Origin of the sequence: Agromyces laixinhei, from assembly GCF_006337065.1 — a bacterium.
GTDB classification, from domain to species: domain Bacteria; phylum Actinomycetota; class Actinomycetes; order Actinomycetales; family Microbacteriaceae; genus Agromyces; species Agromyces laixinhei.
The window spans coordinates 1,598,708-1,623,662 of sequence record NZ_CP040872.1; the positions used below are offsets into that span (position 1 = coordinate 1,598,708).

At 66.5% G+C, this 24,955-nt stretch carries 22 protein-coding genes; 12 read left to right on the top strand and 10 right to left on the bottom strand.

Annotated features, from left to right (window positions below):
- Nucleotides 1-55 precede the first annotated feature (55 nt).
- A complete protein-coding gene (gene rfbD, locus FHG54_RS07515; protein ID WP_139416726.1) occupies nt 56-907 on the bottom strand; it encodes a dTDP-4-dehydrorhamnose reductase in 852 nt (283 codons plus the stop codon).
- A 4-nt stretch (nt 908-911) separates the two neighbouring features.
- Nucleotides 912-1,907 (bottom strand): dTDP-glucose 4,6-dehydratase, encoded by a 996-nt coding sequence (gene rfbB, locus FHG54_RS07520; RefSeq protein WP_139416727.1) that lies wholly within the window; start codon nt 1,905-1,907, stop codon nt 912-914.
- Nucleotides 1,908-1,928: 21 nt separating this feature from the next.
- Between rfbB and FHG54_RS07525 the strand changes: the two genes are divergently transcribed.
- The 3 genes from FHG54_RS07525 to rfbA all read left to right on the top strand — a co-directional run bounded on the left by FHG54_RS07525 (nt 1,929) and on the right by rfbA (nt 4,528).
- Nucleotides 1,929-2,981, top strand: coding sequence for a class I SAM-dependent methyltransferase (locus FHG54_RS07525; RefSeq protein ID WP_233437902.1), 1,053 nt, complete (start codon nt 1,929-1,931; stop codon nt 2,979-2,981).
- Nucleotides 2,982-3,045: 64 nt separating this feature from the next.
- Nucleotides 3,046-3,654, top strand: a complete 609-nt coding sequence (locus FHG54_RS07530; protein ID WP_139416728.1) for a dTDP-4-dehydrorhamnose 3,5-epimerase family protein — start codon at nt 3,046-3,048, stop codon at nt 3,652-3,654.
- A gap of 1 nt (nt 3,655) precedes the next feature.
- Nucleotides 3,656-4,528 (top strand): glucose-1-phosphate thymidylyltransferase RfbA, encoded by an 873-nt coding sequence (gene rfbA, locus FHG54_RS07535; protein ID WP_139416729.1) that lies wholly within the window; start codon nt 3,656-3,658, stop codon nt 4,526-4,528.
- Nucleotides 4,529-4,558: 30 nt separating this feature from the next.
- On the opposite strand, the gene FHG54_RS07540 is transcribed toward rfbA, so the two are convergent.
- From FHG54_RS07540 to FHG54_RS07550, 3 genes are read right to left on the bottom strand one after another with little or no spacing between them, the layout of a single operon-like run.
- Nucleotides 4,559-5,422, bottom strand: coding sequence for a glycosyltransferase family 2 protein (locus tag FHG54_RS07540; protein ID WP_139416730.1), 864 nt, complete (start codon nt 5,420-5,422; stop codon nt 4,559-4,561).
- The gene (locus FHG54_RS07545) at nt 5,419-6,618 is read right to left on the bottom strand and encodes an ABC transporter ATP-binding protein (protein ID WP_139416731.1); all 1,200 of its coding nucleotides are present in this window, start codon (nt 6,616-6,618) and stop codon (nt 5,419-5,421) included. Before FHG54_RS07545 ends, FHG54_RS07540 begins: the two co-directional genes overlap by 4 nt.
- 11 nt (nt 6,619-6,629) lie before the next feature.
- Complete coding sequence (locus FHG54_RS07550; protein ID WP_139416732.1) at nt 6,630-7,544, bottom strand: ABC transporter permease; 915 nt, start codon at nt 7,542-7,544, stop codon at nt 6,630-6,632.
- 174 nt (nt 7,545-7,718) lie between these two features.
- On the opposite strand from FHG54_RS07550, the gene FHG54_RS07555 reads away from it, so the two are divergent.
- The 3 genes from FHG54_RS07555 (at nt 7,719) to FHG54_RS07565 (ending at nt 13,350) form a co-directional block, all read left to right on the top strand.
- Nucleotides 7,719-9,977 (top strand): LGFP repeat-containing protein, encoded by a 2,259-nt coding sequence (locus FHG54_RS07555; protein ID WP_168197141.1) that lies wholly within the window; start codon nt 7,719-7,721, stop codon nt 9,975-9,977.
- A gap of 82 nt (nt 9,978-10,059) precedes the next feature.
- Entirely contained in the window at nt 10,060-11,268 is a 1,209-nt protein-coding gene (locus FHG54_RS07560; protein ID WP_139416734.1) for a glycosyltransferase family 4 protein, read from the top strand.
- Between the two features lie 54 nt (nt 11,269-11,322).
- Nucleotides 11,323-13,350 (top strand): DUF7657 domain-containing protein, encoded by a 2,028-nt coding sequence (locus FHG54_RS07565; RefSeq protein ID WP_139416735.1) that lies wholly within the window; start codon nt 11,323-11,325, stop codon nt 13,348-13,350.
- A gap of 26 nt (nt 13,351-13,376) precedes the next feature.
- On the opposite strand, the gene lhgO is transcribed toward FHG54_RS07565, so the two are convergent.
- Nucleotides 13,377-14,654 (bottom strand): L-2-hydroxyglutarate oxidase, encoded by a 1,278-nt coding sequence (gene lhgO / locus FHG54_RS07570; protein ID WP_233437903.1) that lies wholly within the window; start codon nt 14,652-14,654, stop codon nt 13,377-13,379.
- Between the two features lie 28 nt (nt 14,655-14,682).
- Here lhgO and FHG54_RS07575 point away from each other — a divergent pair, with 28 nt between their 5' ends.
- The 3 genes from FHG54_RS07575 to FHG54_RS07585 are packed head-to-tail and all read left to right on the top strand — an operon-like array spanning nt 14,683 to nt 17,222.
- A complete protein-coding gene (locus FHG54_RS07575) occupies nt 14,683-15,822 on the top strand; it encodes a DegT/DnrJ/EryC1/StrS family aminotransferase (RefSeq protein ID WP_139416736.1) in 1,140 nt (379 codons plus the stop codon).
- A 39-nt stretch (nt 15,823-15,861) separates the two neighbouring features.
- Complete coding sequence (locus tag FHG54_RS07580) at nt 15,862-16,788, top strand: NAD-dependent epimerase/dehydratase family protein (protein ID WP_139416737.1); 927 nt, start codon at nt 15,862-15,864, stop codon at nt 16,786-16,788.
- 2 nt (nt 16,789-16,790) lie between these two features.
- The gene (locus tag FHG54_RS07585; RefSeq protein ID WP_139416738.1) at nt 16,791-17,222 is read left to right on the top strand and encodes an acyltransferase; all 432 of its coding nucleotides are present in this window, start codon (nt 16,791-16,793) and stop codon (nt 17,220-17,222) included.
- A 78-nt stretch (nt 17,223-17,300) separates the two neighbouring features.
- On the opposite strand, the gene FHG54_RS07590 is transcribed toward FHG54_RS07585, so the two are convergent.
- Entirely contained in the window at nt 17,301-18,263 is a 963-nt protein-coding gene (locus FHG54_RS07590) for a Gfo/Idh/MocA family protein (protein ID WP_139416739.1), read from the bottom strand.
- Complete coding sequence (locus FHG54_RS07595; RefSeq protein WP_139416740.1) at nt 18,260-19,363, bottom strand: DegT/DnrJ/EryC1/StrS family aminotransferase; 1,104 nt, start codon at nt 19,361-19,363, stop codon at nt 18,260-18,262. The genes FHG54_RS07590 and FHG54_RS07595 overlap by 4 nt, the downstream gene beginning before the upstream one ends.
- A 131-nt stretch (nt 19,364-19,494) precedes the next feature.
- Between FHG54_RS07595 and FHG54_RS07600 the strand changes: the two genes are divergently transcribed.
- From FHG54_RS07600 to FHG54_RS07610, 3 genes are read left to right on the top strand one after another with little or no spacing between them, the layout of a single operon-like run.
- The gene (locus tag FHG54_RS07600) at nt 19,495-20,523 is read left to right on the top strand and encodes a lysylphosphatidylglycerol synthase domain-containing protein (RefSeq protein ID WP_139416741.1); all 1,029 of its coding nucleotides are present in this window, start codon (nt 19,495-19,497) and stop codon (nt 20,521-20,523) included.
- Nucleotides 20,516-21,208, top strand: coding sequence for an LbetaH domain-containing protein (locus tag FHG54_RS07605; RefSeq protein WP_139416742.1), 693 nt, complete (start codon nt 20,516-20,518; stop codon nt 21,206-21,208). Before FHG54_RS07600 ends, FHG54_RS07605 begins: the two co-directional genes overlap by 8 nt.
- Complete coding sequence (locus FHG54_RS07610; RefSeq protein WP_139416743.1) at nt 21,205-22,209, top strand: glycosyltransferase family 2 protein; 1,005 nt, start codon at nt 21,205-21,207, stop codon at nt 22,207-22,209. The genes FHG54_RS07605 and FHG54_RS07610 overlap by 4 nt, the downstream gene beginning before the upstream one ends.
- A gap of 24 nt (nt 22,210-22,233) precedes the next feature.
- Here the strand turns inward: FHG54_RS07610 and FHG54_RS07615 are convergent, their stop codons facing one another.
- Complete coding sequence (locus FHG54_RS07615) at nt 22,234-23,538, bottom strand: O-antigen ligase family protein (RefSeq protein ID WP_139416744.1); 1,305 nt, start codon at nt 23,536-23,538, stop codon at nt 22,234-22,236.
- Nucleotides 23,535-24,926, bottom strand: coding sequence for an O-antigen ligase family protein (locus FHG54_RS07620; RefSeq protein WP_139416745.1), 1,392 nt, complete (start codon nt 24,924-24,926; stop codon nt 23,535-23,537). Before FHG54_RS07620 ends, FHG54_RS07615 begins: the two co-directional genes overlap by 4 nt.
- Between the last annotated feature and the right edge of the window lie 29 nt (nt 24,927-24,955).

A 24,955-nucleotide genomic window follows, 5' to 3' on the forward strand; every position in this document is an offset into this window, starting at 1 on the left:
CTCCGCACCATAGCTACGCGAGGCCATCGCCACAAGGTGCTTCCACCCGACTCCGCTACGAGCGGTCGAACACTCCGGAGGAGAAGGCTGCGGTGAGCGCCTCATGCCATGGCCGCAGCGGGGTGATGCCGGCGGCGTTCCAGGCGTCGTGGCCGAGCACCGAATAGGCGGGCCGTGCTGCCGGGCGCACGAACGCGCTGCTGTCGGTCGGCCTGATCCGCTCGGGGTCGAGCCCGGCCCCTTCGAGCACCGCTCGCGCGAACCCGAACCAAGTCGTCTCGTCGGAGTTCGTGCCGTGGTAGATTCCAGCCGGAGCATCGGCGTCGATCATGGCGACGAGCTGTGCCGCGAGATCGGCAGTCCAGGTGGGTTGGCCGAGCTGATCGTCGACGACCGACCAGGTGTCTTTCGACTCGGCGAGCTTCAGCATCGTGGCACCGAAGTTCGGCCCGTGGGCGCCGTACAGCCATGCGGTGCGTACGACGAAGGTACCGTCGGGGTGGCGTTCGAGCGCGAGCTCCTCGCCCGCGGCCTTGGTCCGCCCGTACGCGTTGATCGGGTCGCGCGGGCGGTTCTCGGCATAGGGCGTCGTGGCGTTGCCGTCGAACACGTAGTCCGTCGAGATCGTCACGAATCGGGCGCCGTGGTCGGCGCATGCCGTCGCGAGGTTCGCCGGGCCGGTCGCGTTCACCGCGAAGGCGACATCTTCATGCGACTCGGCGTCATCGACCTTCGTGTACGCCGCGCAGTTCAGCACGACGTCGTGGCCGCGTACCGCGGCCGAGACCGCCGAGGCATCGGTCACATCGAGGTCGGTGCGGCCGAGCGCAGTGACATCGCGGCCCGCGAGCACCGCCTGCAGGTCTCGTCCGAGCATTCCGGATGCCCCGGTGATCATGTAGCGCATCGCGCTATTGTCCCTGCGCCTTGTAGCGCGCCTCGGTCGCGTTCTTCTGGGGTGCCCACCACGCCTCGTTGTCGCGGTACCACGCGATCGTGTCGGCCAAGCCGGACTCGAAGTCTGCGAACTGGGGCTGCCACCCGAGTTCCGTGCGCAAGCGGGTCGAGTCGATCGCGTACCGAAGGTCGTGGCCGGGCCGGTCGACGACGTGGTCGTAGGCATCGGCCGCCTGCCCGAGGTGGGTGAGGATCAGTTCGACGACGTCCTTGTTGTTCCGCTCGCCGTCCGCGCCGATGAGGTACGTCTCACCGAGCTCGCCCCGGTCGAGGATCGTGAGCACAGCGGAGGAATGGTCGTTGGCGTGGATCCAGTCGCGCACGTTCTCGCCCGTGCCGTAGAGCTTGGGCCGCTCGCCGCGCAGCACGTTCGTGATCTGGCGCGGAATGAACTTCTCGACGTGCTGGTACGGACCGTAATTGTTCGAGCAGTTCGAGATCGTCGCACGCACGCCGAATGACCGCACCCAGGCCCGCACGAGCAGGTCGCTGCCTGCCTTGGTCGACGAGTACGGGCTCGACGGGTTGTAGGGCGTCGATTCGGTGAACCTCGCAGGGTCGTCGAGTTCGAGGTCTCCGTACACCTCGTCGGTGGAGATGTGGTGCAAGCGCATGTCATGCTTGCGCGCCGCCTCGAGCAGCGTGTACGTGCCGATGATGTTCGTCTCGAGGAACGGCCTGGGGTTGTCGAGTGAGTTGTCGTTGTGGCTCTCAGCGGCGTAGTGCACGACCGCGTCGTGCTCTACGAACAGTTCGTCGACGAGCGCCGCGTCCTGGATGTCGCCCTTGACGAAGCGGAAGCGATTCTCGGGCAGCCCTTCGAGGGAGGCGAGATTGCCGGCGTATGTGAGGCTGTCGAGCACTGTCACCGAGTGGTCGGTGTTCGCGAGCACGTGGTGCACGAAATTGGAGCCGATGAAGCCGGCACCGCCGGTCACGAGGATTCTCATGGAAGTGGGTGTCTCCTGACGATGTGTGGGGCAGCCCACCGAGTCTATCCGGACGCGGCTGGGAAGGGCCGTCGAGCTTCGCGCGCGCAACACCTATGCTGTTCCACAGGACTCGGATCAAGGATGCTCATGACGATGCTCGACGACGACCCCACCCGTCAATGCGCTGTGACGTCTGTTTCTGCCTGGCTCAGCCCGGCGTCGTACTGGCAACCGGCGCACATCGTGACATCCGCTTGGCTCGAGCACGCCCCGTTCGCATTCTGGCTGGCCGACGCCGTCCGTCCGCGTCGCATCGTCGAACTCGGCACGCACTACGGGTTCTCCTTCTTCGTCTTTTCAGAAGCAGCTCGCCGTCTCGAGATCGACATGGAGATCTACGCACTCGATACGTGGGAGGGCGACGACCATTCCGGCCACTACGGCGACGAGGTGTTCGAGTCCGTGAAAGAGGTGGTCGATCGCGAGTATTCGCGCACGAGCCATCTCCTGCGGGGATTGTTCGAGCACTCGCGGTCACTCATCCCCGACGATTCGGTCGATCTCCTGCACATTGATGGCAGGCATGGGTACGACGACGTCAAGCAGGACTTCGAGCAGTGGCGAGATTCCGTGCGCGAAGGGGGGATCGTACTGTTTCACGACGTTGCCGAACGTGATCGCGGTTTCGGAGTGTGGCGGTTGTGGGAAGAACTGTCGTCGCAGTACCCCTCGTTCGAGTTCACTCACGGTCATGGGCTGGGTGTGCTTGCTCTTGGCACTGTTCGCGTCGATGCGTTGACCGAGCTCTTCGGCGCCGACGAATCGACGACGGCACTGATCCGGTCGGACTACGAGCAACTCGGATCGAGAGTCACACGCCAGGCGCAGCTCGAGGCCATGCCCGCGGAGGTCGCATCGCTCCACGACGTCGTCTCGGCACAGACGGCAGAACTCGCGCGGGTGAACAGCGCGCTCGATCAACGCGATGAGGTGCTCGCGGAGTATCTGCACAGCACCAGCTGGAGGATCACTCGGCCCCTGCGAAGCCTCGGCCGATTCCTGGGCCGGGGCAGGGGCGGCTCGGGAGCCTGATGCGACGACGCGCGTGGGGCCGATCCGGGCGAGTCGGCGGCGCCGTCGAGTAGGCTTTGGTTCCGTGCAGATTCGAGAACTGAGCATTCCTGACAGCTACGAGATCACACCGCGACAGTTTCCCGATGATCGTGGCGTTTTCCTCGAGTGGTACCGTTTCGACCGGTTGGCGGAAGTCGTGGGGCATCCGCTCGACCTCGCCCAGGGGAACAGCTCGGTTTCCAAGCGCGGTGTGGTTCGCGGAATCCACTTCGCCGACGTGCCGCCGAGCCAGGCGAAGTACGTCACGGCAGTGCACGGTGCGGTGCTCGACTTCGTCGTCGATGTCAGGGTCGGGTCTCCGACATTCGGGCAGTGGGACTCAGTGCTTCTCGATGATGTCGATCGGCGTGCGATCTACATCGCCGAGGGGCTCGGGCACTGCTTCGTCGCGCTCAGCGACAATGCCACGGTCAGCTACCTGGTGACATCGACGTTCAACGCCGAGCGCGAGCACGGCATCGACCCCACCGACCCGGAGATCGGCCTCGTGTTTCCCGAAGCTGCCGGCGACGTCCTCCTCTCTCCGAAAGACACCGCGGCGCCGAGCCTCGCCGAGGCCGAGGCAGCCGGTCTCCTGCCGACGTGGGGCGCGGCGCGCGCGTACTACGAGCAACTCAACGGAAAGGCCTGACATGCGCGGAATCATCCTGGCCGGCGGGTCTGGAAGTCGGCTCTGGCCGATCACCAAGGGCATCTCGAAGCAGCTCATGCCGATCTACGACAAGCCGATGGTCTATTACCCGCTCTCGACCCTGATGATGGCTGGCATCAACGAGATCCTCATCATCACGACACCCGAGTACAACGCACAGTTCCGTGCGCTCCTCGGCGACGGATCGGCGCTCGGGATGCGGCTCGAATACGCTGTGCAGCCGAGCCCCGACGGACTTGCGCAGGCGTTCATCATCGGCGAGGAGTTCATCGGCGATGACTCGGTCGCGTTGGTCCTCGGCGACAACATCTTCCATGGAACCGGACTGGGCTCCGCCCTCCGCAGAAACAGCGACATCGATGGCGCGCTCATCTTCGCCTACCAGGTGAGCGACGCCACCGCGTATGGTGTCGTGGAGTTCGATGACGAGTTCACCGCCCTTTCCATCGAGGAGAAGCCCGAGGATCCGAAGAGCAACTTCGCCGTGCCCGGGCTGTACTTCTACGACAACGACGTCGTTCGAATCGCCAAGACCATCGAGCCGAGCGCCCGCGGCGAGCTCGAGATCTCGACGGTCAACGAGCGGTACCTCGAGGCTGGAAAGCTCAGCGTCCAGGTCCTGGATCGCGGTACCGCGTGGCTGGACACGGGCACATTCGAATCCATGATGCAGGCCTCGGAGTACGTTCGCGTGATCGAGGACCGGCAAGGGTTCAAGATCGGCTGCATCGAGGAGATCGCGTGGCGAGCGGGCTGGATCGATGATGACCGGTTGGCCGAGTTGGCGGCCCCGCTCGTGAAGAGCGGCTATGGCGCATATCTGCGCACTCTGCTTGCGCAGGGCAGGTCGTAGGTCCGATTCGACGGATACGACGGCCGAGTCTCAGCGGCTCGTTCGACGCACCGCCAACGTCGATCGGAGCCGCAGACCGGTCAGAAGCACGAGACGAACCGGCCAGTTGACCGCGCCGGGGTACTTCTTCTGGATGAAGCGTTCAGCACTTCGGTGATGGGCGCGAACCATCGCGGCCGACTCGCCGGCGGTGGAATGACCGCCGGTATGAGTGACTCGTGCTGCGGGCGTGAACCGGTTCCGCCAGCCTGCGCGGCCCAGGCGATATCCGAGGTCGACGTCTTCGAAGTACATGAAGAAGCCTTCGTCGAAGCCGCCGATCATGTCGAATGCCGCGCGACGCACGAGGACGCAGGCACCGGACAGCCATCCGGCATCGCGCTCAGACGTGGTTGCGGCAGTGGCGTGATAGCGCCGGGTCCATGGGTTCGACGGCCAGACGCTCGAGAACACGGCATGCCCCGAACCGACACGTACTCCGGGTATGACTCGGGCCGACGGGTAGACGCTGCCGTCGTCGTTGAGCGTGAGAGGACCGACTGCGCCGATGTCGTCGGCCGCCCTTCCGACCTCGATCATCCGATCGATCGCACCGGCGTGGAACACGACATCGGGGTTCGTGATCATCACCCACTCGATCTCGGGCGGCAGACCGCGGACGGCCTCGTTGATGGCACCACCGTACCCGAGATTCGACGTCATCGGCACGTAGCGCGCTCCGGCAGCCGTGACGACCTGCTTCGTATGACCTGCTGCAGGAAGATTGTCTGCAACGACGACGAGTGGAGCGACGGATGCCGCGCTCGGCAGGCTTCGCAGCATCGACTCGAGCTCCGCCTCCGAGCGGTAGCTCACCGACACCACAGCGATCGTCGACGACGATGTCGCACTCATGTGGCTATCGGCGTCACACTCGCGGCCGCCTCGAACTGCACGACGCCTGCGCCGAACGGGTCGTCGGCGAAATCGAGCTGGCCTGCCGATTCGAGCAGTGCGAGCGGTTCCCCGAGGCCGTCGGTCGCGCCGGCGCTCAGAACCAGTCGACTGATGCCGAAATTGGTGTGGGGAATCGAGAACTGCACGTCGTAGCGGCCAGGCTCGGTCGGAAGCTCGATCCCGAACCCCTCGGTGTTGAGCCGGTAGATCGCCTGTCCGAGGGTCGATTGCAGGGTGAAGCCGGTGATCCACTCGGTCGGCTGGAGCACCTCGGCGTGAATCGTCACGACGAGCCCGGTGCCGCGCTCGATGGGGCCGGCGGGCAAGGGGTCGCCGGCACTGTCGGTGATGGACACCGAGGCGATCTCCACTATCGGGCGCTGTGGTTCGCCGGAGTCGTTCTCGTGGCTCGCGAGCCGATCCCGCTCGTACCCGTCGCGAAGTACGCGGACGCCTTCGCCGACATCACCGTCGTGCACCACCTGACCGCCGTCGAGCACGACAGCACGCGTGCAGACGTCGGCGACCTGCTCCGAGGAGTGGCTCACGAGCACGATCGTGCGACCCTCCTGCTGGAACTGACGGATCTTGTTCATGCACTTCAACTGGAACGGTTCGTCCCCGACCGCCAGTACCTCGTCGACGAGGAGGAGGTCGGGATCGGAGTGCACGGCGACAGCGAACGCCAGACGCACATACATGCCCGACGAATAGAACTTGACCTGCGAGTCGATGAAATCGCCGATTCCCGAGAACTCGACGATCTCGTCGAAGACGGCGTCGGTGTCTGCGGTCGACATGCCGAGGAGCGCCGCGTTGAGGTACACGTTGTCTCTTCCCGACAGATCCGGGTGAAAGCCGGCGCCGAGTTCGAGGAGAGCGGCGACTCGGCCGCGGCGGAACACAGCTCCCTCGCTCGCCTCGATGATGCCGCCGATCACCTTCAGGAGCGTGCTCTTTCCGGAGCCGTTGTGGCCGATGAGGCCGACGGTCTCGCCGAGTCCGATCTCGACATTCACATCTTGGAGGGCGAAGAACTCGGAACGAGATCTGGACCGAGACTTCCAGTAGAGGACGCGATCTTTCAACGACTTGTCCTTGTGGAGGACGAATCGCTTCGAGACGCGTTCGACGCGGACGAGTGGCTCTGCCATGGACGTGATGCTCACAGTTCCTGCGCGAAGTTGCTTTGAAGACGGGAGAAGATGCGCTGCCCGATGACCAGCAGTATTCCGCAGATGACGATCGCGACGAGCATGCGCAGCCAGAGGAGATCGGGCCAGAACTGCGTCGGGTCCGCGCTGCCCGAGATCCACATGGCCTTCTGCATGCCGAGTACTCCGAGCGTGACCGGGTTGGCGAGGTAGATCTCCTCGAGCACCGTTCCGCCGATCGCCGAATGCACGAAACTCATCGAGTACACGATCGGAGACGCCCAGAAGAGCACCAGGAGCAGGATCTCGATGAGGTGCTGGATATCCCGGAGGTACACGTTCAAGGCGGAGAGCACGAGCGCGAGTGCGGTGGCGAAGAGGAAGATGAGCGCCACGCTGAGCGGCAGGTAGAGGAGATCCGCGTGCAGTGGCGCCTGGCCGAGCACGACGGTCGCGATCACGAGGATTGCGAATTGGACGACGAAGTTGAAGCCTGCGGCGCCGACGGCGGCCAACGGGAAGATCTCTCGCGGTACGTAGACCTTCTTGACCAGTCCCGAATTGCTCACGATGGAGTTGGTGCCTGCTGTGAGGATCTCGCTGTAGAGGCTCCACGCGGTCAGTCCGGTGAACACGAAGATCGCGAAATCCGGAATCGAACGTGCAGCACCCAGGAACTGCCCGATCGCCACGTAGTAGATGAGGAGCTGTGCAAGTGGCCGCATCAGGGACCACACGATGCCGAGGCTGCTGTTCTTGTACTTCGCCCGCACCTCGCGATCGACGAGTCGACCCAGCAGTTCCCGGTGCTCGAAGACCTCGGTCAGCGATTGCCAGGTGCCACGCCCGAGCGAGGGGTTGCGGCCGATGCGCCTCAGCGGTTCGTCAACCACCCGGGTGCCGGAGGCTCCGCTGGGTTCAGGCATATATGTACTTCCAGTCTGTGGGGGTCCAGACGATCTTACCGACTGTCGAGCTCGAGTGCCCCCCACGATGCGGGGCCACGATCCGTGTCGGTTCGTTCGAGTTCGACAGGCATGGCATACCCTGAACGCGACCGCCCGGCATGTTCCGGGGCAGGGATCGACCGGGGGGTATCGATGGTGCACGTCAGGCCACGGGGGCGCGTTCTCATCATCGTGTTGGCGCTCGTCGCTGCAGTGATCGCTCCGCTCGGAGGCGGTGCCGACAGGGCGGCAGCGGTCACCGCCGCCGATTGGGACCCGGGCAACATCATCAGCGACGCGAACTTCTACAACGGGTCGGCGATGTCGGAGGCCGAGATTCAGCAGTTCCTGGTGGGAATGGTCGGCTCCTGTCAGAACGCGAACTGCCTCGCGGCGTATCGAGCGGACACCCCCACCCGGACCTGGTCGTTCGGAACCTGTTCCACGTACCCCGGCGGTGCAGCCGAATCCGCTGCGCGGATCATCTTCAAGGTTCAGCAGGCGTGCAACCTCAGTGCCAAGGTCATTCTGGTCACACTGCAGAAGGAACAGGGTCTGCTGACTGATCGCGCTCCGAGCGACGGAGTGATGCGGAAGGCCATGGGGTACGGGTGCCCCGACACCGCGTCGTGCGACTCCACCTACTACGGGTTCTTCAATCAGGTCTTCGCCGCCGGCCGTCAGCTCACGTGGTACGGCAATCCTGCTGGATCCTTCACTTCGATCCGGGTCGGTTCGTACAACGCGATCCAGTACCATCCGAACTCCGGATGCGGCACCCGCGACGTGCTCGTTCGAAATCGTGCGACGGCGGCCCTGTACTACTACACGCCGTACACGCCGAACTCGGCCGCGCTCGCGAACCTCACCGGCACTGGCGATGGATGCTCCGCATACGGGAACCGTAATTTCTGGGTCTTCTACAACAACTGGTTCGGACCGGCGTCGGGTCCCGACGGACGGGCGTTCATCGCTGCCGAGTACGGCGCACAGGGCGGCGTGACCGGTGCCCTCGGTCCGGCGATCTCCGATGTCATCACGATCCCCGAGAACGGCGGCGGACTCGGCCAGGCCTTCAGCGGAGGCTCGATCTACTGGAGCGCCGGCACCGGCGCGCTGACGGTCTACGAGAGTCCGCTCCGCCAGGCCTACTTCCGACACGGTGGCGCTGCGGGCGCCGTCGGCTGGCCGGTGCTCAACCAGCAGTCGGTCGCCGCCAACGGCGGGGGCATCGCGCAACTCTTCACGGGGGGCTCCATCTTCTCGTCGGCGGCAGGCGGATTCGTGGTCTCGGGACAGTTGCGCAACGGTTACTTCTCCCAGAACGGGGCACTCGGTGCACTCGGCTGGCCGAAGGCCGACGCGGTCTGCGGCCTCGCCGGCGGCGCGTGCACGCAGGCATTCCAGGGCGGCACGGTCTACTCGACGTCAGGAGGGACCCACGCCTTGTTCGGATCGATCGACACGGCATATCGGGCGTCGGGCGGCGTCGATTCCGCGTGGGGCGTCCCCGACAGCGGAATGATCCGAATCGGCGACGGCTTCGGTGCGGCATTCAGGCAGGCGTCGGCCTATTCGCTCGGTAGCGGTCCGGCGTACGGGGTGGACGGTGCCATCCGCCAGCTCTACTTCGAGCACGGTGGGGCGACCGGACGATTCGGATTCCCGACGTCCGAGAAGTCCTGCGACCTGCCCGGGGGAGAGTGCGGTCAAGCCTTCCAATACGGATCGATCATCGCCTCCGCCGTTGGCGTCGCCAGGATCGCTTCGCCGGAGATCGAGGCCGCCCACGCCCGCAACGGTGGAACGTCCGGAGTCCTCGGAGCTGTTGCGAGCCAACTCACCTACTATCCGTACGGGGGTGGCGGGCTGGCTCAGGCATTCGCGGGCGGTTCCGTGTTCTTCAAGCCTGCGCACGGAGCCTTCGCCGTCACCGGCGAGTTCCGGGCAGACTACTTCGCGGGCGGCGGCGCGGCCGGCGCATACGGCTGGCCGCGCTCGGACGTCGTCTGCGGAACACCGGGAGGGTCGTGCGCCCAGACCTTCGAAGGTGCCACCGTCTACTGGACCGAGTCGACCGGGGCTCACGGTGTGAGCGGTGCGATGCTCAGTGCGTATGATGCGGCCGGGGGAGCGGGCGGGGGCTGGGGCTGGCCGGTGTCGTCGAGGCTGCAGGTCGGCGATCGAGGGGCGGGGCAGGTGTTCACGAACGGCTCCGGCTTCGCGCTCGACCAGGGCTCCGCCCACCTGGTCTCCGGCCCGATCCGCGACGCCTACTTCGGCACCGGCGGCGCCGTGGGAAGGTTCGGATTCCCGACCTCCGATGCGACGTGCGACCAGGGCGCTTGCGTGCAGACCTTCGAGGGCGGTACCGCGCGATCGGATGCCTCCGGCGCGGTGACGCTGGGATGAATCCGCCGTTCACCGTGCCCTTGCTAGGCTGGCTCGGTCGCGCCGACGGTGCGTCCGAGCCGTCACCGACATCATAGGCACCATGAGAATCGCAGTCGTCAACAACTTCTTCCCGCCGCGACCCGGCGGCTCCGCCCACCTCTCGGATCACCTCGCGGCCCAGTACGCCGCAGCGGGCCATGAAGTGCTCGTTCTCACCGCTGCGTACAAGGATGCACCGGCCGAGGAAGCGCGCGACGGGTTTCGTATCGTTCGGATCCCCGCGTGGACGCTCCCGCAGACGCGGTTCGCCGGAAACTTCGACATCGGGTTCACGATCTCGCCGCGCGCGAAGCGCCGGGTGTTCGACCTGCTCGACGACTTCGCCCCCGATGTGGTGCATCAGCACGGCCAGTTCTTCGACCTCACCTGGCTGTCGGGATGGTGGGCGAGGCGCCGGAGGGTCCCCACTCTTCTCAGCATCCACACCAGGCTGGAGAGCCCGCTCAGCAAGTTCAATTCATTCGTCTACGCCACAGCGGACCGCCTGCTCGTGGCACCACTCATGCGTGTCCACCGACCTCGACTCGTCGTCATGGACATCCTGATGGAGCGATACATCGACCGCCGCTATCGCCGTTCGCACGGCGGAAAGGTCGCGATTCCGGTCGGAATCGACCCCACGGTGATGCGAGGCGGCGATGCCGCCGCCGCCCACGAACGGCTGGGCTTCGACGATCGACCGATCGTACTCTCGATCGGGCACGTCATTCCGCAACGAAGCCGAATCGCGCTCGCCGAGGCCCTGCCGACCGTGCTCGATCGATTCCCCGAGACGATGGTGGTCGTGATCGGGGGCCTGTACCACGACGAGTTCCTCCAGGTGGCGCGACGGCTCGGTGTGGACCACGCCATCCGTGCGCTCGGCGCCATGCCGCAGCGCGACATCCCCGACTTCCTCGCGGCGGCCGATGTGGAGGTTCACGAGCTGGAGGGCATCGGCTTCGGAACCGCGAGCCTCGAGGCGCTGGCCGCCGGTGTGCCCGTCATCGCGTGCATCGAGCCCGACAACTTCCTGTCGATTCGGGTCGAAGACGGACGAGAGCTGTTCATCACCGCTCCCGTGAGCGCCGAAGACCCGAAAGCCGACCCCGCCGCGCTGGCATCGACGCTCATCAGGATTCTCGAGGATCCGGAACGGACACGCCGACAGGTCGGCGACAACGCCATGCGACTCATCGACGAGAACTTCACCATCGCACGGGTGGCGGAGCAGCATCTCGAGGTCCTCGCCGGGATGGTGCGTTCCTAGCGTTCGCCCCTCCCGGAGTACTCGCCCAGTGTCGACAAGCTAGGATCCAACGACGTGACCGAATCGCCCCGCCAGCGCGCAACCGTTCGAGAGCGCTTCGACGCGTTCGTGCAGCCGACGCTGAACGGACTGCCGAATCGGCGGGTCGTGTTGGTGCCGCTCGGGGTGCTGCTCGGCCTGCTCATCGTGCTCGTCGGGCTCGGGATCACCGGCTCGTCGACGGGGTACCTCAACCAGTTCGTGAGCACAGCGCCCGATGATCGGGCGATCGTGGGGAGCCCACAGAGCATTCGCAGTGACGAGTGGTTCGTGCAGTCCACGTGGGCCGTGTCGCAAGAGGAGCAGGGCCTCCCGGTACGCAATGAATCGTTCCCCGGCGGCATGGACGCGACGGTGCAGCACGATCTCCCGGCGCTGGACTGGTCTCTTGTGCTCAGACCCCACCTCTGGGGTTTCCTCTTCCTGCCCCTCGACAATGCCATGGCGCTCAAATGGTGGTTGCCCGGGTTCAGCCTGATCGCAGCCGTCTATCTCTTCTCGGTCACGATGCTTCCCCGACGACCCGTGACCTCGACGTTCCTCGCCCTCGGCTTCTTCTTCGCCCCGTTCTTCCAGTGGTGGTATCTCACGATCACCCTGTTTCCGCCGGCCTGGGCGCTCCTGCTCATGTCCACCGTCGTCTGGCTCGTGAGGGGGGCGAGTCGTACGGGACAGATCACGATGGTGGCCTTGACCGCATACGGTGCGGCGGCGGTCGGCACCACGATCTACGCACCGTTCATCATCGCCGCGACCTGGCCGGCGCTCGCGTTCGTGCTCGGATTCGTGTTCACGCGAGATTCCATGCCCGGTGCGAGTCTGCGCGATCGGCTCTGGCGACTGAGGTGGCTCGCGGTCGCGGCGGTCGCGGCGGTCGCCGTGCTCGGCGTCTGGCTCGCGACCCGCTGGGAGACGATCGAGAGCTTCACGTCCACGGTGTATCCCGGCGAACGGCTCCAGCCGGTCGGCGATTCCTCCCTGACCGACTTCCACTCCCTGATGGCGGGTGTCTTCTCGCGTGGCCTGGAGGGTCAGAACGGGGTCCCGCTCGGTGGGAACGCATCGGAAGCATCGACGTTCCTGCTGCCCGGCCTGTTCCTCGTCGTGCCGTTCATCTGGTTGATCGTCAGGCGGCTCCGCGCGAAGAACGGCGTCGACTGGTTGGCCGTCGCGCTGCTCGGCGTGGGGGTGCTCTTCGCGGCATACATGTTCGTCCCAGGCTGGGACGCACTCTCCCACCTGCTGCTGCTCGATCGCACGACACCCGGCCGATTGCGCATGGGGTTCGGCATCCTCTCACTGGTGATGATGGTGGTGGTTGCCGCACGAATCGACGAGCTCAAGAAGTTCGATCGAGGAAGGATCGTGCCCATCTGGGTGCCGATCGGCGCCACCGCTCTCGCGTTCGGATCCACGGCGCTGGTCGCGGCATGGCTGTACTCCGTCGGTTCCCCGCTCGTGACGATCTGGACCTGGGTACCCGTGTTCCTGCTCGTCCTCGCCTGTGTCGCCGCATTCTCGATCGGCCGGCCGCTCGCGGGCGCCACCGCATTCCTCGTCGCTTCGGTCTTCTGCGGCGCCACCGTCAACCCCATCTATCGCGGGGTCTACGACCTGAACGAGACCGACCTCGTCGCGGCGATGGAGCGGATCGACCGCGGCGGCGAAGCCACATGGGTCGGCATCGGGGAGACTCCGATTCCGACGGTCGCCCTCGTCGAGAGCGGACTCCACTCGTACAACGGCTTCCAGAGTTCGCCGTCCGATGAGATGTGGGAGCAGATCGATCCCGACGGTGACGTCGAGTACGTGTGGAACCGCTTGGCGAACGTGTCCTGGAGCGCAGGAACGGGCGCGCCCAGTCCCACCAACCCTGCGCCGGACCAGATCCATATGACGTTCGACTCGTGCGATGCCTTCGCTCAAGAGAATGTCGACCTCGTGCTGAGCGAGTCCCCCCTGCAGCAGGACTGCGTCCAGCTCGTCGAGACCGTGCGCGAGGGGCCGAGCACGTACCGGATCTACGAGGTCCTCCCGAACTGAGCCCGGGGCGTTCCGGTCCGGCGTCGTCAGTCGAGTTCGGAGACTGCGGTGATGTGGCGCGCGATCTCGAGTGCGCTCGTCGCCGCCGGTGACGGGGCGTTCAACACGTGGACCTGGTTCTCGGTCCGCTGGATGAGGAAGTCGTCGACGAGGCGTCCGTCGCGGCCGATCGCCTGAGCGCGAACACCTGCGGCCGCACGCACGATGTCGTTGCGGCCGATCGCCGGGACCAATCGGGCGAGGCTCTTGGCGAACGTCCGCTGCGAGAACGACCGCCAAACCTCGCTGATGCCGAGTGGGATGTTGTGCGAGGCCATCCGAAGGAATCCGGGATAGGTGAGGTCGCCGAAGGCCTCACCGACGTTGATGTCGCGCCAGGTGTAGCCCTCGCGGGCCAGCGCCGTCACGGCGTTCGGCCCGGCATGCACCGAGCCGTCGATCATGCGAGTGAGGTGCACCCCGAGAAAGGGCAGGTCCGGGTCGGGCACCGGGTAGATGAGGCCGCGGACCAGCGCACCTGCCTCGGCGGTCAGTTCGTAGTATTCGCCGCGGAACGGGATGATCCGCGCCTCGGGCACGAGCCCGGCCATGCGTGCGATCCGGTCGCTGTAGAGCCCGGCGCAGTTGATGAGCAGATCAGCGTCGACGGTGCCGCCGTCATGTTCGAGCTGCACGCCGCCAGCAGTGTCATGGATGTTGCGCACCTCGGTCGAGCGCATCATCGTTGCGCCGTGCTCGGCGGCGAGCTCGGCGAGTCTCACCGAGACGGCCGTGTAGTCGATGATCCCGGTCGTCTCCACTCGGAGCGCGGCGACACTCGCGACGTCGGGCTCGTACTCATGGGCCTCGGCGGCCGTCAGCATCCGTACCGGGACGCCGTTTGCGATCGAGCGCTCATGAAGTGCCCGGAGCCGCGGGATCTCCTCCTCGTCGACCGCGACGATCAGCTTGCCGCAGATCTCGAACGGGATGTCGTGTTCCTGCGCGAATGCCGTCATCGAACGATTGCCGGCCGTGCTCATCGCGGCTTTGAGGGAGCCAGGCTTGTAGTACGGCCCAGCGTGGATCACGCCTGAGTTGTGACCCGTCTGGTGCACCGCCCAGGAGTCCTCCTTCTCGAGCACGGTGACATCGTGGCCGAGTCGCACTGCCCGTTCTGCGACCGCCAGACCGACGACACCCCCGCCGATCACGGCCACTCGCTTGAAGGTCACAGTTCCAGCTCCTCGCATTGTCCATCGCCGACCGGGTCGGGGGGCGATCCAACGTTCGATACTATGGGTAAGTCTGCGCGCGGAGTTCACCGCGCCTATCAAGAAACGCGAGGAACCCTTGTCAGACGTCGTTGCGCTCGGCCAACCCACTGTCGGCGACGAGGAACTCGAGGCCATCAGAGCCGTCTTCGAATCCGGCTGGCTCTCTGGAGCCGGGCCGACCTGTCAGGCGTTCGAGCAGCGCTTCGCGGCCGAGGTCGCCGGCACCGCCCATGCACTGGCGACGAGCAATTGCGGGTCGGCGCTGCACCTCGGTCTGGACGTGCTCGGGGCCGGCCCCGGTGACGAGGTCATCGTCGGCGACTACACGTTCCCTGCGACCGGCCATTCTGTCGCGTGGACCGGTGCGACTCCGGTGTTCGCCGACATCCGCCCAGACATCTGGAGCGCCGATCCCGCGGCCGTCGAGGCGGCCATCACCCCCAAGACGGTCGGCATCCTCGCCGTCGACGTCTTCGGGCAGCCCGCTGACTACGATGAGCTTCGCGCGATCGCCGATCGGCACGGCCTCTGGCTGATGGAGGACGCCGCGTGCTCGGCAGGCGCGAGCTACAAGGGCCGCCCGGCGGGCAGCCTCGCCGACGTCGCGACGTTCAGCTTCCACGGACGCAAGGGCATCACTGCGGGCGAGGGCGGGGCGTTGACCACCGACGATGCCGAGCTGGCCTCGCACGCCCGAAAGCTGCACACGTACGGCATCGCACCCGCACTCACCCGCGAGGGCAGCACCGACCTGCCGGTTCCGTCGTTCGATGAACTCGGCTACAACTACCGGCTCTCCGACCTCGCCGCGGGCGTCATGCTCGCCCAGCTCGATCGTCTGGGCACGCTCCTGACCAATCGCCGCCGCATCGCGGCCGCCTACGAGGAGATGCTCAGCAGCGTCGACCGCGTCTCCGCTCCTGTCGCGCTCGCCGATCGTGAGCACCCCTGGCAGTCGTACGTCGTGACGCTCGACTCCGACGTCGATCGCGGTCGCGTCGCCGCCCACCTCAAGGCGAACGGCGTGCAGTGCAACTTCGGAACCTACGCCTCGCACCTTCAGCCGGTGTACGGGTTCACCGGATCGCTGCCGGTGTCGGCCGATCTCTTCACCCGTCACCTCGCGATCCCCATGCACGCGAACCTCACCGACTCCGAGGCCGAGCGTGTGATCGAGACCCTGGCCCAGGCGATCGAGTCATCCGCAACCGCCTGATCGTACGTATCAGAACGCAATCCAGAGAAGGAAGCACCAGTGTCAGAAAAGAACGTCCTCGTCGTCGGCGGCGCGGGATTCATCGGCCTCCACGTCGTCGAGCAGCTCCTCGCAGAGGGTTGGAATGTACGAATCTTCGACAACATGGTTCGCGGTGATCGCGATCGTGCGAACGAACTCATCAAGACCGGCCGCGTGGATGTCGTCGACCAGGACACGCGCAACGGCGCGGCCGTGTATGCGGCGATGAAGGGACACGACCACGTCATCCACCTGGCCGCCGACTCGATCAACAAGAGCGTTGCAGACCCGTACTCCTCGATCGACATCAACATGGTCGGCTCCCACAACGTGTTCGCCGCCGCCGCGGACCTCGGCGTGAAGCGGATCGTCGCCGCGTCGAGCGCGTCGGTGTACGGTGACCCCGAGAAGCTCCCGATGCACGAGGACGACCGTCTCAATCCGCTGACGCCGTACTGCATCGGCAAGCGCACGAACGAAGATCTCCTCGGCTACTACGGCCGCTCGAAGGGCCTGCCGTGGATCGCACTCCGATTCTTCAACGTCTACGGCGAGGGCCAGAAGACGACCGCGTACTACACGTCGGTGATCAACCACTTCGTGAACCGCCTGAAGAACGGCGAGGCGCCGGTCATCGACGGCGAAGGCAAGCAGTCGATGGATTTCATCCATGTGAAGGACATCGCTCGCGCGGTCGTGCTCTCGCTCACCTCTGAGCGCGCGAACATGCCCATCAACGTCGGCACCGGCATCGACACCACGGTCGCCGAGCTCGCCGAGATCCTCGTCGATGCCGTCGGCGTCGACGTCGAGCCGCAGTTCAACGCTCGTCCCGTGCTCGTCACCAGGCGTGCCGCCGACGTGACGCGTGCCAAGGAGGTGCTCGGCTTCGAAGCGAGCATCCCGGTGCGAGATGGAATGACCGCACTCGTCCGGAACTCCTGACGATGTCGGCAGCCCTCGCTGACAACCCGTACAACGAGCATGCCTGGATCATCGGCACTCCGTCGATCGGCGCAGGCACTTGGATCGGCGCTTTCACGGTGATCGACGGCTCCGGCGGGTTGACGATCGGCGAGGGCTGCGACATCTCGTCCGGCGTGCAGATCTACACCCACTCGAGCGCGAAGCGGTGCGTTTCCGGGCGTCGCTACGAGAGCGTCGATCGGGCACCGGTCACGATCGGTGACCGTGTGTTCATCGGCGCGAACGCCGTCGTCAACATGGGCGTCACGATCGGTGACGAATCCATCATCGGCGCAGGGGCGGTCGTCACCGCCGACGTTCCGACCCGCACCGTCGTCGCAGGCGTCCCGGCTCGGCCGATCGCTCTGGTCGACCTGTCGGATCCTGCCGCGCCCGGAATCTCACAGCTCTGACACTCAGGGGTGCTGCACGGCACCGACCCTGCCGAGTACCGGCGTGTGCTCGCCCGGTACTCGGCGCGACGACGACGATCAGGCTTCGGCGCCGTTCTTGAGCGCCTCGACGATGCTGTGGGCCGGAAGGATCGATCGGCGCTCGGTCTCCGCATCGACCGTTCCGTCGATCAGCCCGACGAAGTGCTCGAGTTGCGCGGCGAGCGGCTCCTGTGCCGTGAGCAGTTCGGGGATCTCGATGACGGTCTGCTGGCGGTACCCACGCCCCTCGGCGTCTGCCGCCTGGTCGGAGACGTGGCGGTAGACGGTGACGTCGCGGCGGAGGAGGTCGACCTCGATGAGCTTGTCGAGGTCGTGGATGCTCATCGTGCGGATCTTACGCTGTCCGACACGGCTGGCCGAGACGTGCGCCACCCGGCCCCCTTCGAACGAGAGCACCGCCTCGGCGACGTCTTCAGCGCCCGGAACCGACAACGGGTGGAACTGGCCGAGCACGCCGCGGACGGCCGTCGGCGACCCGCCGAGCAGCAGGCTCGCAAGATCCACATCGTGCACCAGGAGGTCCCAGCTGACGCCGGTGCGGATTCGCGGCGCGTAGGGGGAGTGGCGCGTCGCCGTGACGAACTTCGGGTCGTCCATCAGGGCACGTGCGGTCACCACGGCGGGGTTGAAGCGTTCGAGGAGCCCGCACATCATCGGGACGTCGCGGGTTTCGGATCGGCGAAGGATCTCGAGCGTCTTCTCGAGGCCGTCGGCGACGGGCTTCTCGACGAGCACGGGTCGATCCTGTTCGAGCACTTCGAGAGCGAGATCGAAGTGGGCTTCGGTCGATGCCGCGATCACGACAGCATCGACGTCGGAGAGATCACCGAGTTCCGGAGCCCAGGAGGCCCCGTAGCGCTCTGCGAGACCCGTGCCGACGTCTTCGCGACCGTCGACGACTCGCGCGAGCGTTGCGAGCGGGGACTGCGCGATCACGCGTGCGTGGAGCGAGCCCATGGAGCCGGCACCGACCAGCAGGATGCGAGGTTGCGTGCTCATGCGCTGTGCACGATCGATGAGACGCCGGCGACGATGCGGTCGAGCTCGTCGCGAGTGAGGTGGGTGTGCACCGGAAGTGAGACGACCTCCTGCACGACGCGCTCGGCGACGGGGAAGTCGCCGACGATCACGTCGTCGCGTCCGCGGTACGTGGGGTAGTCGAATACGAGCTTGGGATAGTAGATGCCGGCGCCGATACCCTGCTCGCCGAGCTTCGCGACGAATTCGTCGCGACTGATGCCCGCGTCGGGCGTGACGCGAATGGTGAACTGGTGCCAGACATGCCGCCGCCCGGGTGATTGGCGCGGGCTCACGATGCCGGGGACGTCGGCCAGACCGGCGCGCAGGTACTCGGCGTTCCGCTGACGCGTCGCCACGACGTCGTCGTACGCGTCGAGCTGGGGGAGTCCGACCGCCGCCTGCAGGTCGGTCAACCGCCAGTTGTGGCCGGCGACCTCGTACTGGTACCGCGCCCGCATGCCCTGGTTGCGGAGGATGCGGAGGCGATCTGCGAGCACGTCGTCGTCGGTCGTGATCATGCCCCCTTCGCCCGTCGTGATGTTCTTCGTCGCGTAGAACGAGAACGAACCGAGCCCGTAGCTGCCCGCGTGGCGCCCGTTGAGGGTCGAGCCGTGAGACTGCGCCGAATCCTCGACGATGGCCAGCCCCCGGTCTGCGGCGAGCGCCGAGATCGAATCCATGTCTGCGATCTGGCCGTAGAGATGCACCGGCATGAGCACGCGCGTGCGATCCGTGATCGACGAGGCGAGGGTCTCCGCCGAGAGGTTGAAGTCGTCATCGGAGATGTCGGCGAATCGCGCCGTCGCTCCGGCCTCGAGGATGGCGTTGAGGGTGGCGACGAAGGTGAACGGGCTGGTCACCACCTCATCGCCCGGTTGGAGATCGAGCACCTGAAGTGCGGCGACGAGCGACGTCGTGCCGTTGTTGACCGCGATCGCATGCTTGACGCCGAGCATCGAGGCGAAGCGATCTTCGAACTGTTTGACCAGGCGCCCCTGGGCGATGTTCCCCGAGCGGAGAACCTCGAGAACGAGACGTTCGGTGTCCTCACCGAACTCGACGACAGTAATGGGTATCATGAAACCTGCTTCAGTCAGGGGCGCCAGACGGACGACGCTTCACACAAACACCCATACTAGAACGAAGCGACCCCCGCGCCTGACCGGTCCCGCTCCTCGTGTGTGCGGCCGGCCATGACAGTTGAGAGCGAATGAAGAAGATCAAATCCCTCGCGCCGCGTGCGCTGACCGTGCTGCGCTACGTCCTCGTCGTGGTCGTGATCGGTTTCGCGGTCTACTACCTGGTGTCGCAGTGGGACGAGATATCCGTCGCCCTGACGTTCATCTCGTGGCAGTCCATCGTGGTCTCCTTCCTCCTCGTGCTCGTGGGTCTCGTGTGCGGGACGCTCAGCTGGATCGCCGTGTTGAACGGACTCGGTCCGCGAGTACCGACCCTTCGAGGGGCGCAGGTGCTCCTCGTCGGACAGCTCGGCAAGTACGTACCCGGGTCCGTGTGGTCGTACGTCATGCAGATGGAACTCGGTCGCCAGTACGGGATCCTTCGGCCGCGGGTGCTGGTGACCGCGTTGTACGCGGCGGGCATCGGGGTCGTCTCGTCGCTCATGCTCGGTGCACTCGCCCTTCCGGTCGTCGTGCAGGGACATCCGGAGCTGATGTGGCTCTTCCTCCTGCTGCCGATCGGCCTCGCCTGCCTGCACCCGAAGGTGATGACCTTCCTCGCGTCCTTCGTGCTCAAGCTGTTCCGTCGGCCGCCGCTCGAACACGAGGTCACATTCCTGGTGGTCGGGAAGGCCGTCGGGTGGTCGCTGCTCTCGTACATCGCGTACGGTCTGCACCTCTGGCTGCTGGTGAACTCCCTCGTCGATCCCGACATCGGCACGCTGGTCCTGCTCACCGGAGCGATGGCGCTCGGGTTCACCGTCGGTCTCATCGCGTTCATCTTCCCGTCGGGCCTCGGCGTGCGAGAGGCGATCCTCATCGGAGCCATGGCGCTGCTCCTGACGATCCCCGAGGCGACCGCGGTGAGCCTCGTCTCTCGGGCCATGTTCACGGCTGCCGATCTCCTCGGCGCCGGAGTCGCGATCCTCTTCGTGGTGCTCCTGCGCCGTCGGCTGGCGCGCGAGACCACGGCGTACCTGCGCGAGGAGGTGCAGTACGAGCACTCGGAAGATCGTGCGCACTCGAGCCCGGCAGCGACGAGGGAGGACGAGCGTGAATGAGATCCACCCGACCGCGTTGATCGAGGGTGACGTGACGATCGGCGCCGACAATGTCATCGGTCCACACGTGGTGATCACCGGCCCGGTCGAGATCGGCTCCGGCAACTGGATCGGTGCAGGCGTCGTCATCGGCGCCCCGCCCGAGGTTCGTACCTGGCCGCACCCCACGCCCGGCGCCCCATCGGTAGCCGGCGGGGTCGTGATCGGCGATCGCAACGTGATCCGCGAATACGCGCAGATCCACCAGGGCTGGAAGGCGAAGACGGTGATCGGCGACGAGGCCTTCATCATGAACCAGTGCTACATCGCCCACGACTGCTCGCTCGGAAGCGGTGTCACGATGGCCTCGAGTGTGTTGCTCGCGGGGCATGTGCAGCTCGATGACGGCGTGAACCTCGGGCTCGGCACGACAGTCCACCAGTTCCGGACGATCGGGCGAGGTTCGATGGTCGGCATGTCCTCGGTCGTGACGCGTGACCTGCCGCCGTATGCGAAGGCGTTCGGCAGCCCCGCGACCGTTCGCGGGGCCAACGTCATCGGCATGGAGCGTTCCGGGGTCGACGGCGGACTCGTCGCCCGCATCTCCGCGTTGTACGACGGCACCGAGACCGACCCGTCCGGCATCGCGGATGACCGGATCCGGGAGCAGATCACCGCATGGATGGAGGGAGGCGCTCGCGCATGACGGGCAGCGAGCGCGCATCGCCGACCATCTCGGTCGCACTCGGCACGCACAACGGCGCCGTCTTCCTGACCGAGCAACTCGAGAGCATCCTGGCTCAGTCACGCCCGGTCGACGAGATCGTCATCTCCGATGACGCCTCGACCGACGGGACCCTCGAACTCGCGAAGCGCGTGATCGCCGCTCGGGGCGCGGGCGGTCCGGCACCCGCACTCGTCGCGCTCAGCAATCCGACCGCGCTGGGAGTGACGGCGAACTTCGAGCGGGCGCTGCGAGCGGCGAGCGGCGATCTCGTCGTCCTCTGCGATCAGGATGACATCTGGCACGTCGATCGCATCGCGATCGCGGTCGAGCACTTCCTCGAACGGCCTGAACTCGACCTCGTGCACGCCGATGCCCGCCTCGTCGACGGCGACGGTGCACCGCTCGGGTCCACGCTCTTCGAGACGTTGTACGTGAGCGACACCGAGCTCGCGGCGGAACGGGACGGACGGGCGTTCGAGGTGCTGATGCGGCGCAATGTGGTGACCGGGGCGACGACGATGCTCACCGCGAGACTCGTGGCACGTGCCCAACCGTTCCCCGACTCCTGGGTGCACGACGAGTGGCTTGCGATGATCGCGGCGATCGGCGGAGGAGTCGTGGCCGTCGAACGGCCGCTCATCGACTACCGGCAGCATGGCGGAAATCAGATCGGCGCGGAATCACTCGGGATCGCCGGCAAGCTCGGTCGGCTCCGAACTCCTCGCACTGCACGCAACGCGCGGCTTCTCGCGCGCGCCGGGGACCTCGCGCAGCGGATGCGGACGATCCAGCCGCGCCCATCCGATGAGCGGCTTGCGGCGGTCAGCGAGAAGCTCGCCCACGAACGGGTGCGGCATGCGTATCCGGCAGCAAGATTGCGGCGCATCCCGCCCGTGTTGCGAGAGGTGCGCACCGGCCGCTACCGGCGTTTCGGCCTCGGCGTGCAAGACGTGGTTCGCGACCTCGTGCAACCGGTCTGAGGCCGTTCCGGCTCAGCCGGCCCGTCACTCCTGCGGCACCGGCGGCCGCCCCGCCGCGAGGGCGTCGCGCCAACTCATGTCGCGTGCCGCCTTCACCGCGCAGACCACGAGCAGCATCCATCCGCCTTCGACGAGTGCGAAACTCTCGGCGAACGAGGTCACGGCGATCGCGACGAGCATGAGCGCCGGCCAGACGTAGACGACGCTCCGCCGCGTGGAGGCGAGCAGCCACGCCCGCACGAGGGCGACGCCGATGAGCGCGATGAAGAGCAGCGCGCCGATCACCCCGACCTGGAAGTACACGTCGATGAAGGCGTTCAGGGCGGAGCCGTGCTCCCGGCCCGTGGCGATCTCGATCCACGTGTATGGCGCGGAGTCGGGCCATGGCCCGACCCAGCCCCAGCCCTGGAGCGGGTTCAGGTTGAGGTACCGCGAGAGTTCACGCCAGACGTCGAGGCGTACGTCGAACTCGCTGCGCACGTCGAGCAGTTCGATGATGCGGAGCCGGAAGATCCAGGCGGCCGCGATGGCGACGATGCCGCTGACGAGGAGCGTGACCTGCCAACGCCAACTCGTCGACGCCGACGCCCTCCGAAGCCCGTACAGCGCACCGAGCGCCGCGAGCGCGGCACCGAGCGCGAACCAGGTCGTGGGTGAACCCGAGAGCATGAGGCAGAGTCCGGCAAGCACGAGCGAGGCGACGGCGCGGGTGCGCGACACGATCTTCATGCGCCATTCGACGAGGAAGGTGAGCAGCGCGATGAGGGCGACGAAACCGAGCATGTTGCGCGAGCCGAAGATGCCCTGGATCGGGCCGAGCGACGCGATGTCGCCCTGGATTCCGAGCACGTGGATGGGCACGTCGAGGATGATGCCGGAGAGCACTTCGAGCACGATCGAGGCGCCGAGGAGCGCCCGCATGACGTCGCCGAAGGCGCGCACGATCTGGATGGTGTCGCGCATGAGCGCGACGTAGATGCCGACGAAGGCGAAGGCGACGAGGTATCCGAGCCGGGCGAGCGAAGCCAGCGGGGGCAGGTTGCTCCAGATCACGGATGCCGCGCACCAGCCGATGAACACCAGGATCGTCAGCGGCAGGATGCCGTACCACTCGACCGCCCGCCAGCGCGCCACGAGCGAGGCCGCGCACAGCACGACCAGAGCGGAGAGGGCGGCGAGGAGCCCTGGGGCGCCGATGACACTGCGGATCGCGTGCGCCCCGAACGCGAGGCCGACGGCGAGCAGCGTCAGCGCCTGGGCGAACCTCGCCGAGCCGGCGAATTCGCGAAGCGCGGTCGGGATCCGTGACGGATCAGGGGTGGGCGTCATCGCTCGTCGAGCGTGTCGAACGGGCGGGTGGTGCCGTCGGCGGGCGCGGGGAGCGCCACGCGCGCAGGAAGCGGCACGGGATCCGCCGGAAGCGGTTCATGCTCCCACTGGCGCCACTTGGTCGACCAGGCGACCGCGATGAGCAGCATCCACCCGCTCTCGACCAGGATCCGGCTCTCGGCGAGGCCCTGGCCGATGAGCGCCACGACCAGCAGCAGCGGCACGAAGGCGGCGGCCGAGTGGGGGAGCGGCTGCCCCGCGGCATCCATCGGCCGATCGACGGCGAGGAACCACGAGCGCCACAGCGCACCGATCACGATCGAGGCGAACGCGAGCAGGCCGATGACACCGAGCTGCATCCACACGTCGAGCCAGGCGTTGTGCGCCTGCAGGTATGTGACGCCCTTGCGCACGGCGAGGTCGTCGAAGGGCTCGACCCACGGCACCCAGTAGCCGACCCAGCCCCAGCCGAACCACGGCCGCTCGGCGGCGAGCCCGATCACCGAGTTCCAGATGTCGAATCGGCCGGTGAGGTCTTCGCTCTTGCCGAGCGCACCGAGCAGCCGGCCCCAGAAGACCGCGACCAGGGCGACGGATGCCGCGAGCGACGCCGCTGCCGTCCAGTACACCCTCGCGCGCCGGTCGGGGCCGACCCTGCGTGCCCACAGCGCGAACGCGAACGCGACGACGACGATCACGCCGACGAGCAGCACGGTGGCCGAGCGGGTCAGCGCCATGACGCCGCCGGCGACCACGATCCACGCGATGCCGGGGAAGCGTCGCACGCTGCCTGCCGCGAGCCGTGCACCGAAGACGATGAGGGCGAGCAGGGCGATCATGCCGAGGAGATTGCGGTTGGCGACGATGCCCTCGATCGGACCGCCGTCGAACAGCAGCCCGCGCGACCAGTAGAAGGCCATCGGCAGCTGCTCACCGGTCACCTCGAAGTCGGGGAAGTTCGGCAGCACCGGGCCGCCGACGAAGATCGCGACCCAGAGTTCGAACGCGAGTGAGAGACCGAGCACCCACTTGAGCGCGGCGCCGAGGCGGCGGACGAACTGCGTCCAGCTCAGGCACAGCACGAGCGAGACGGCGGTGAGGGTCGTCGCGAGCGTGATCGCCACGCCGAGCGCGGATGCCCCGGGGTAGAACGACCAGGCGATCGAGAGCGTCGCGAGCAGCACGAAGACGAGGGTCGATTTGGGCACCCGACGCCAGATCCACTTCGGGCGCACCTGCACGAGCAGTACGACGGCGCCGATCAGCACGAGGCCGGCGACGATGCCGAAGCCCCACCAGCCGAGGAGATTCCGCCAGAACTGGCCGGCAAGCAGGGTGAACACGGCGAACGTCGCGTACGCCGTGATCCAGCGTCGATCGGTGCCCATGGGCTACAGGCTATCGCGGGCTCGATCGG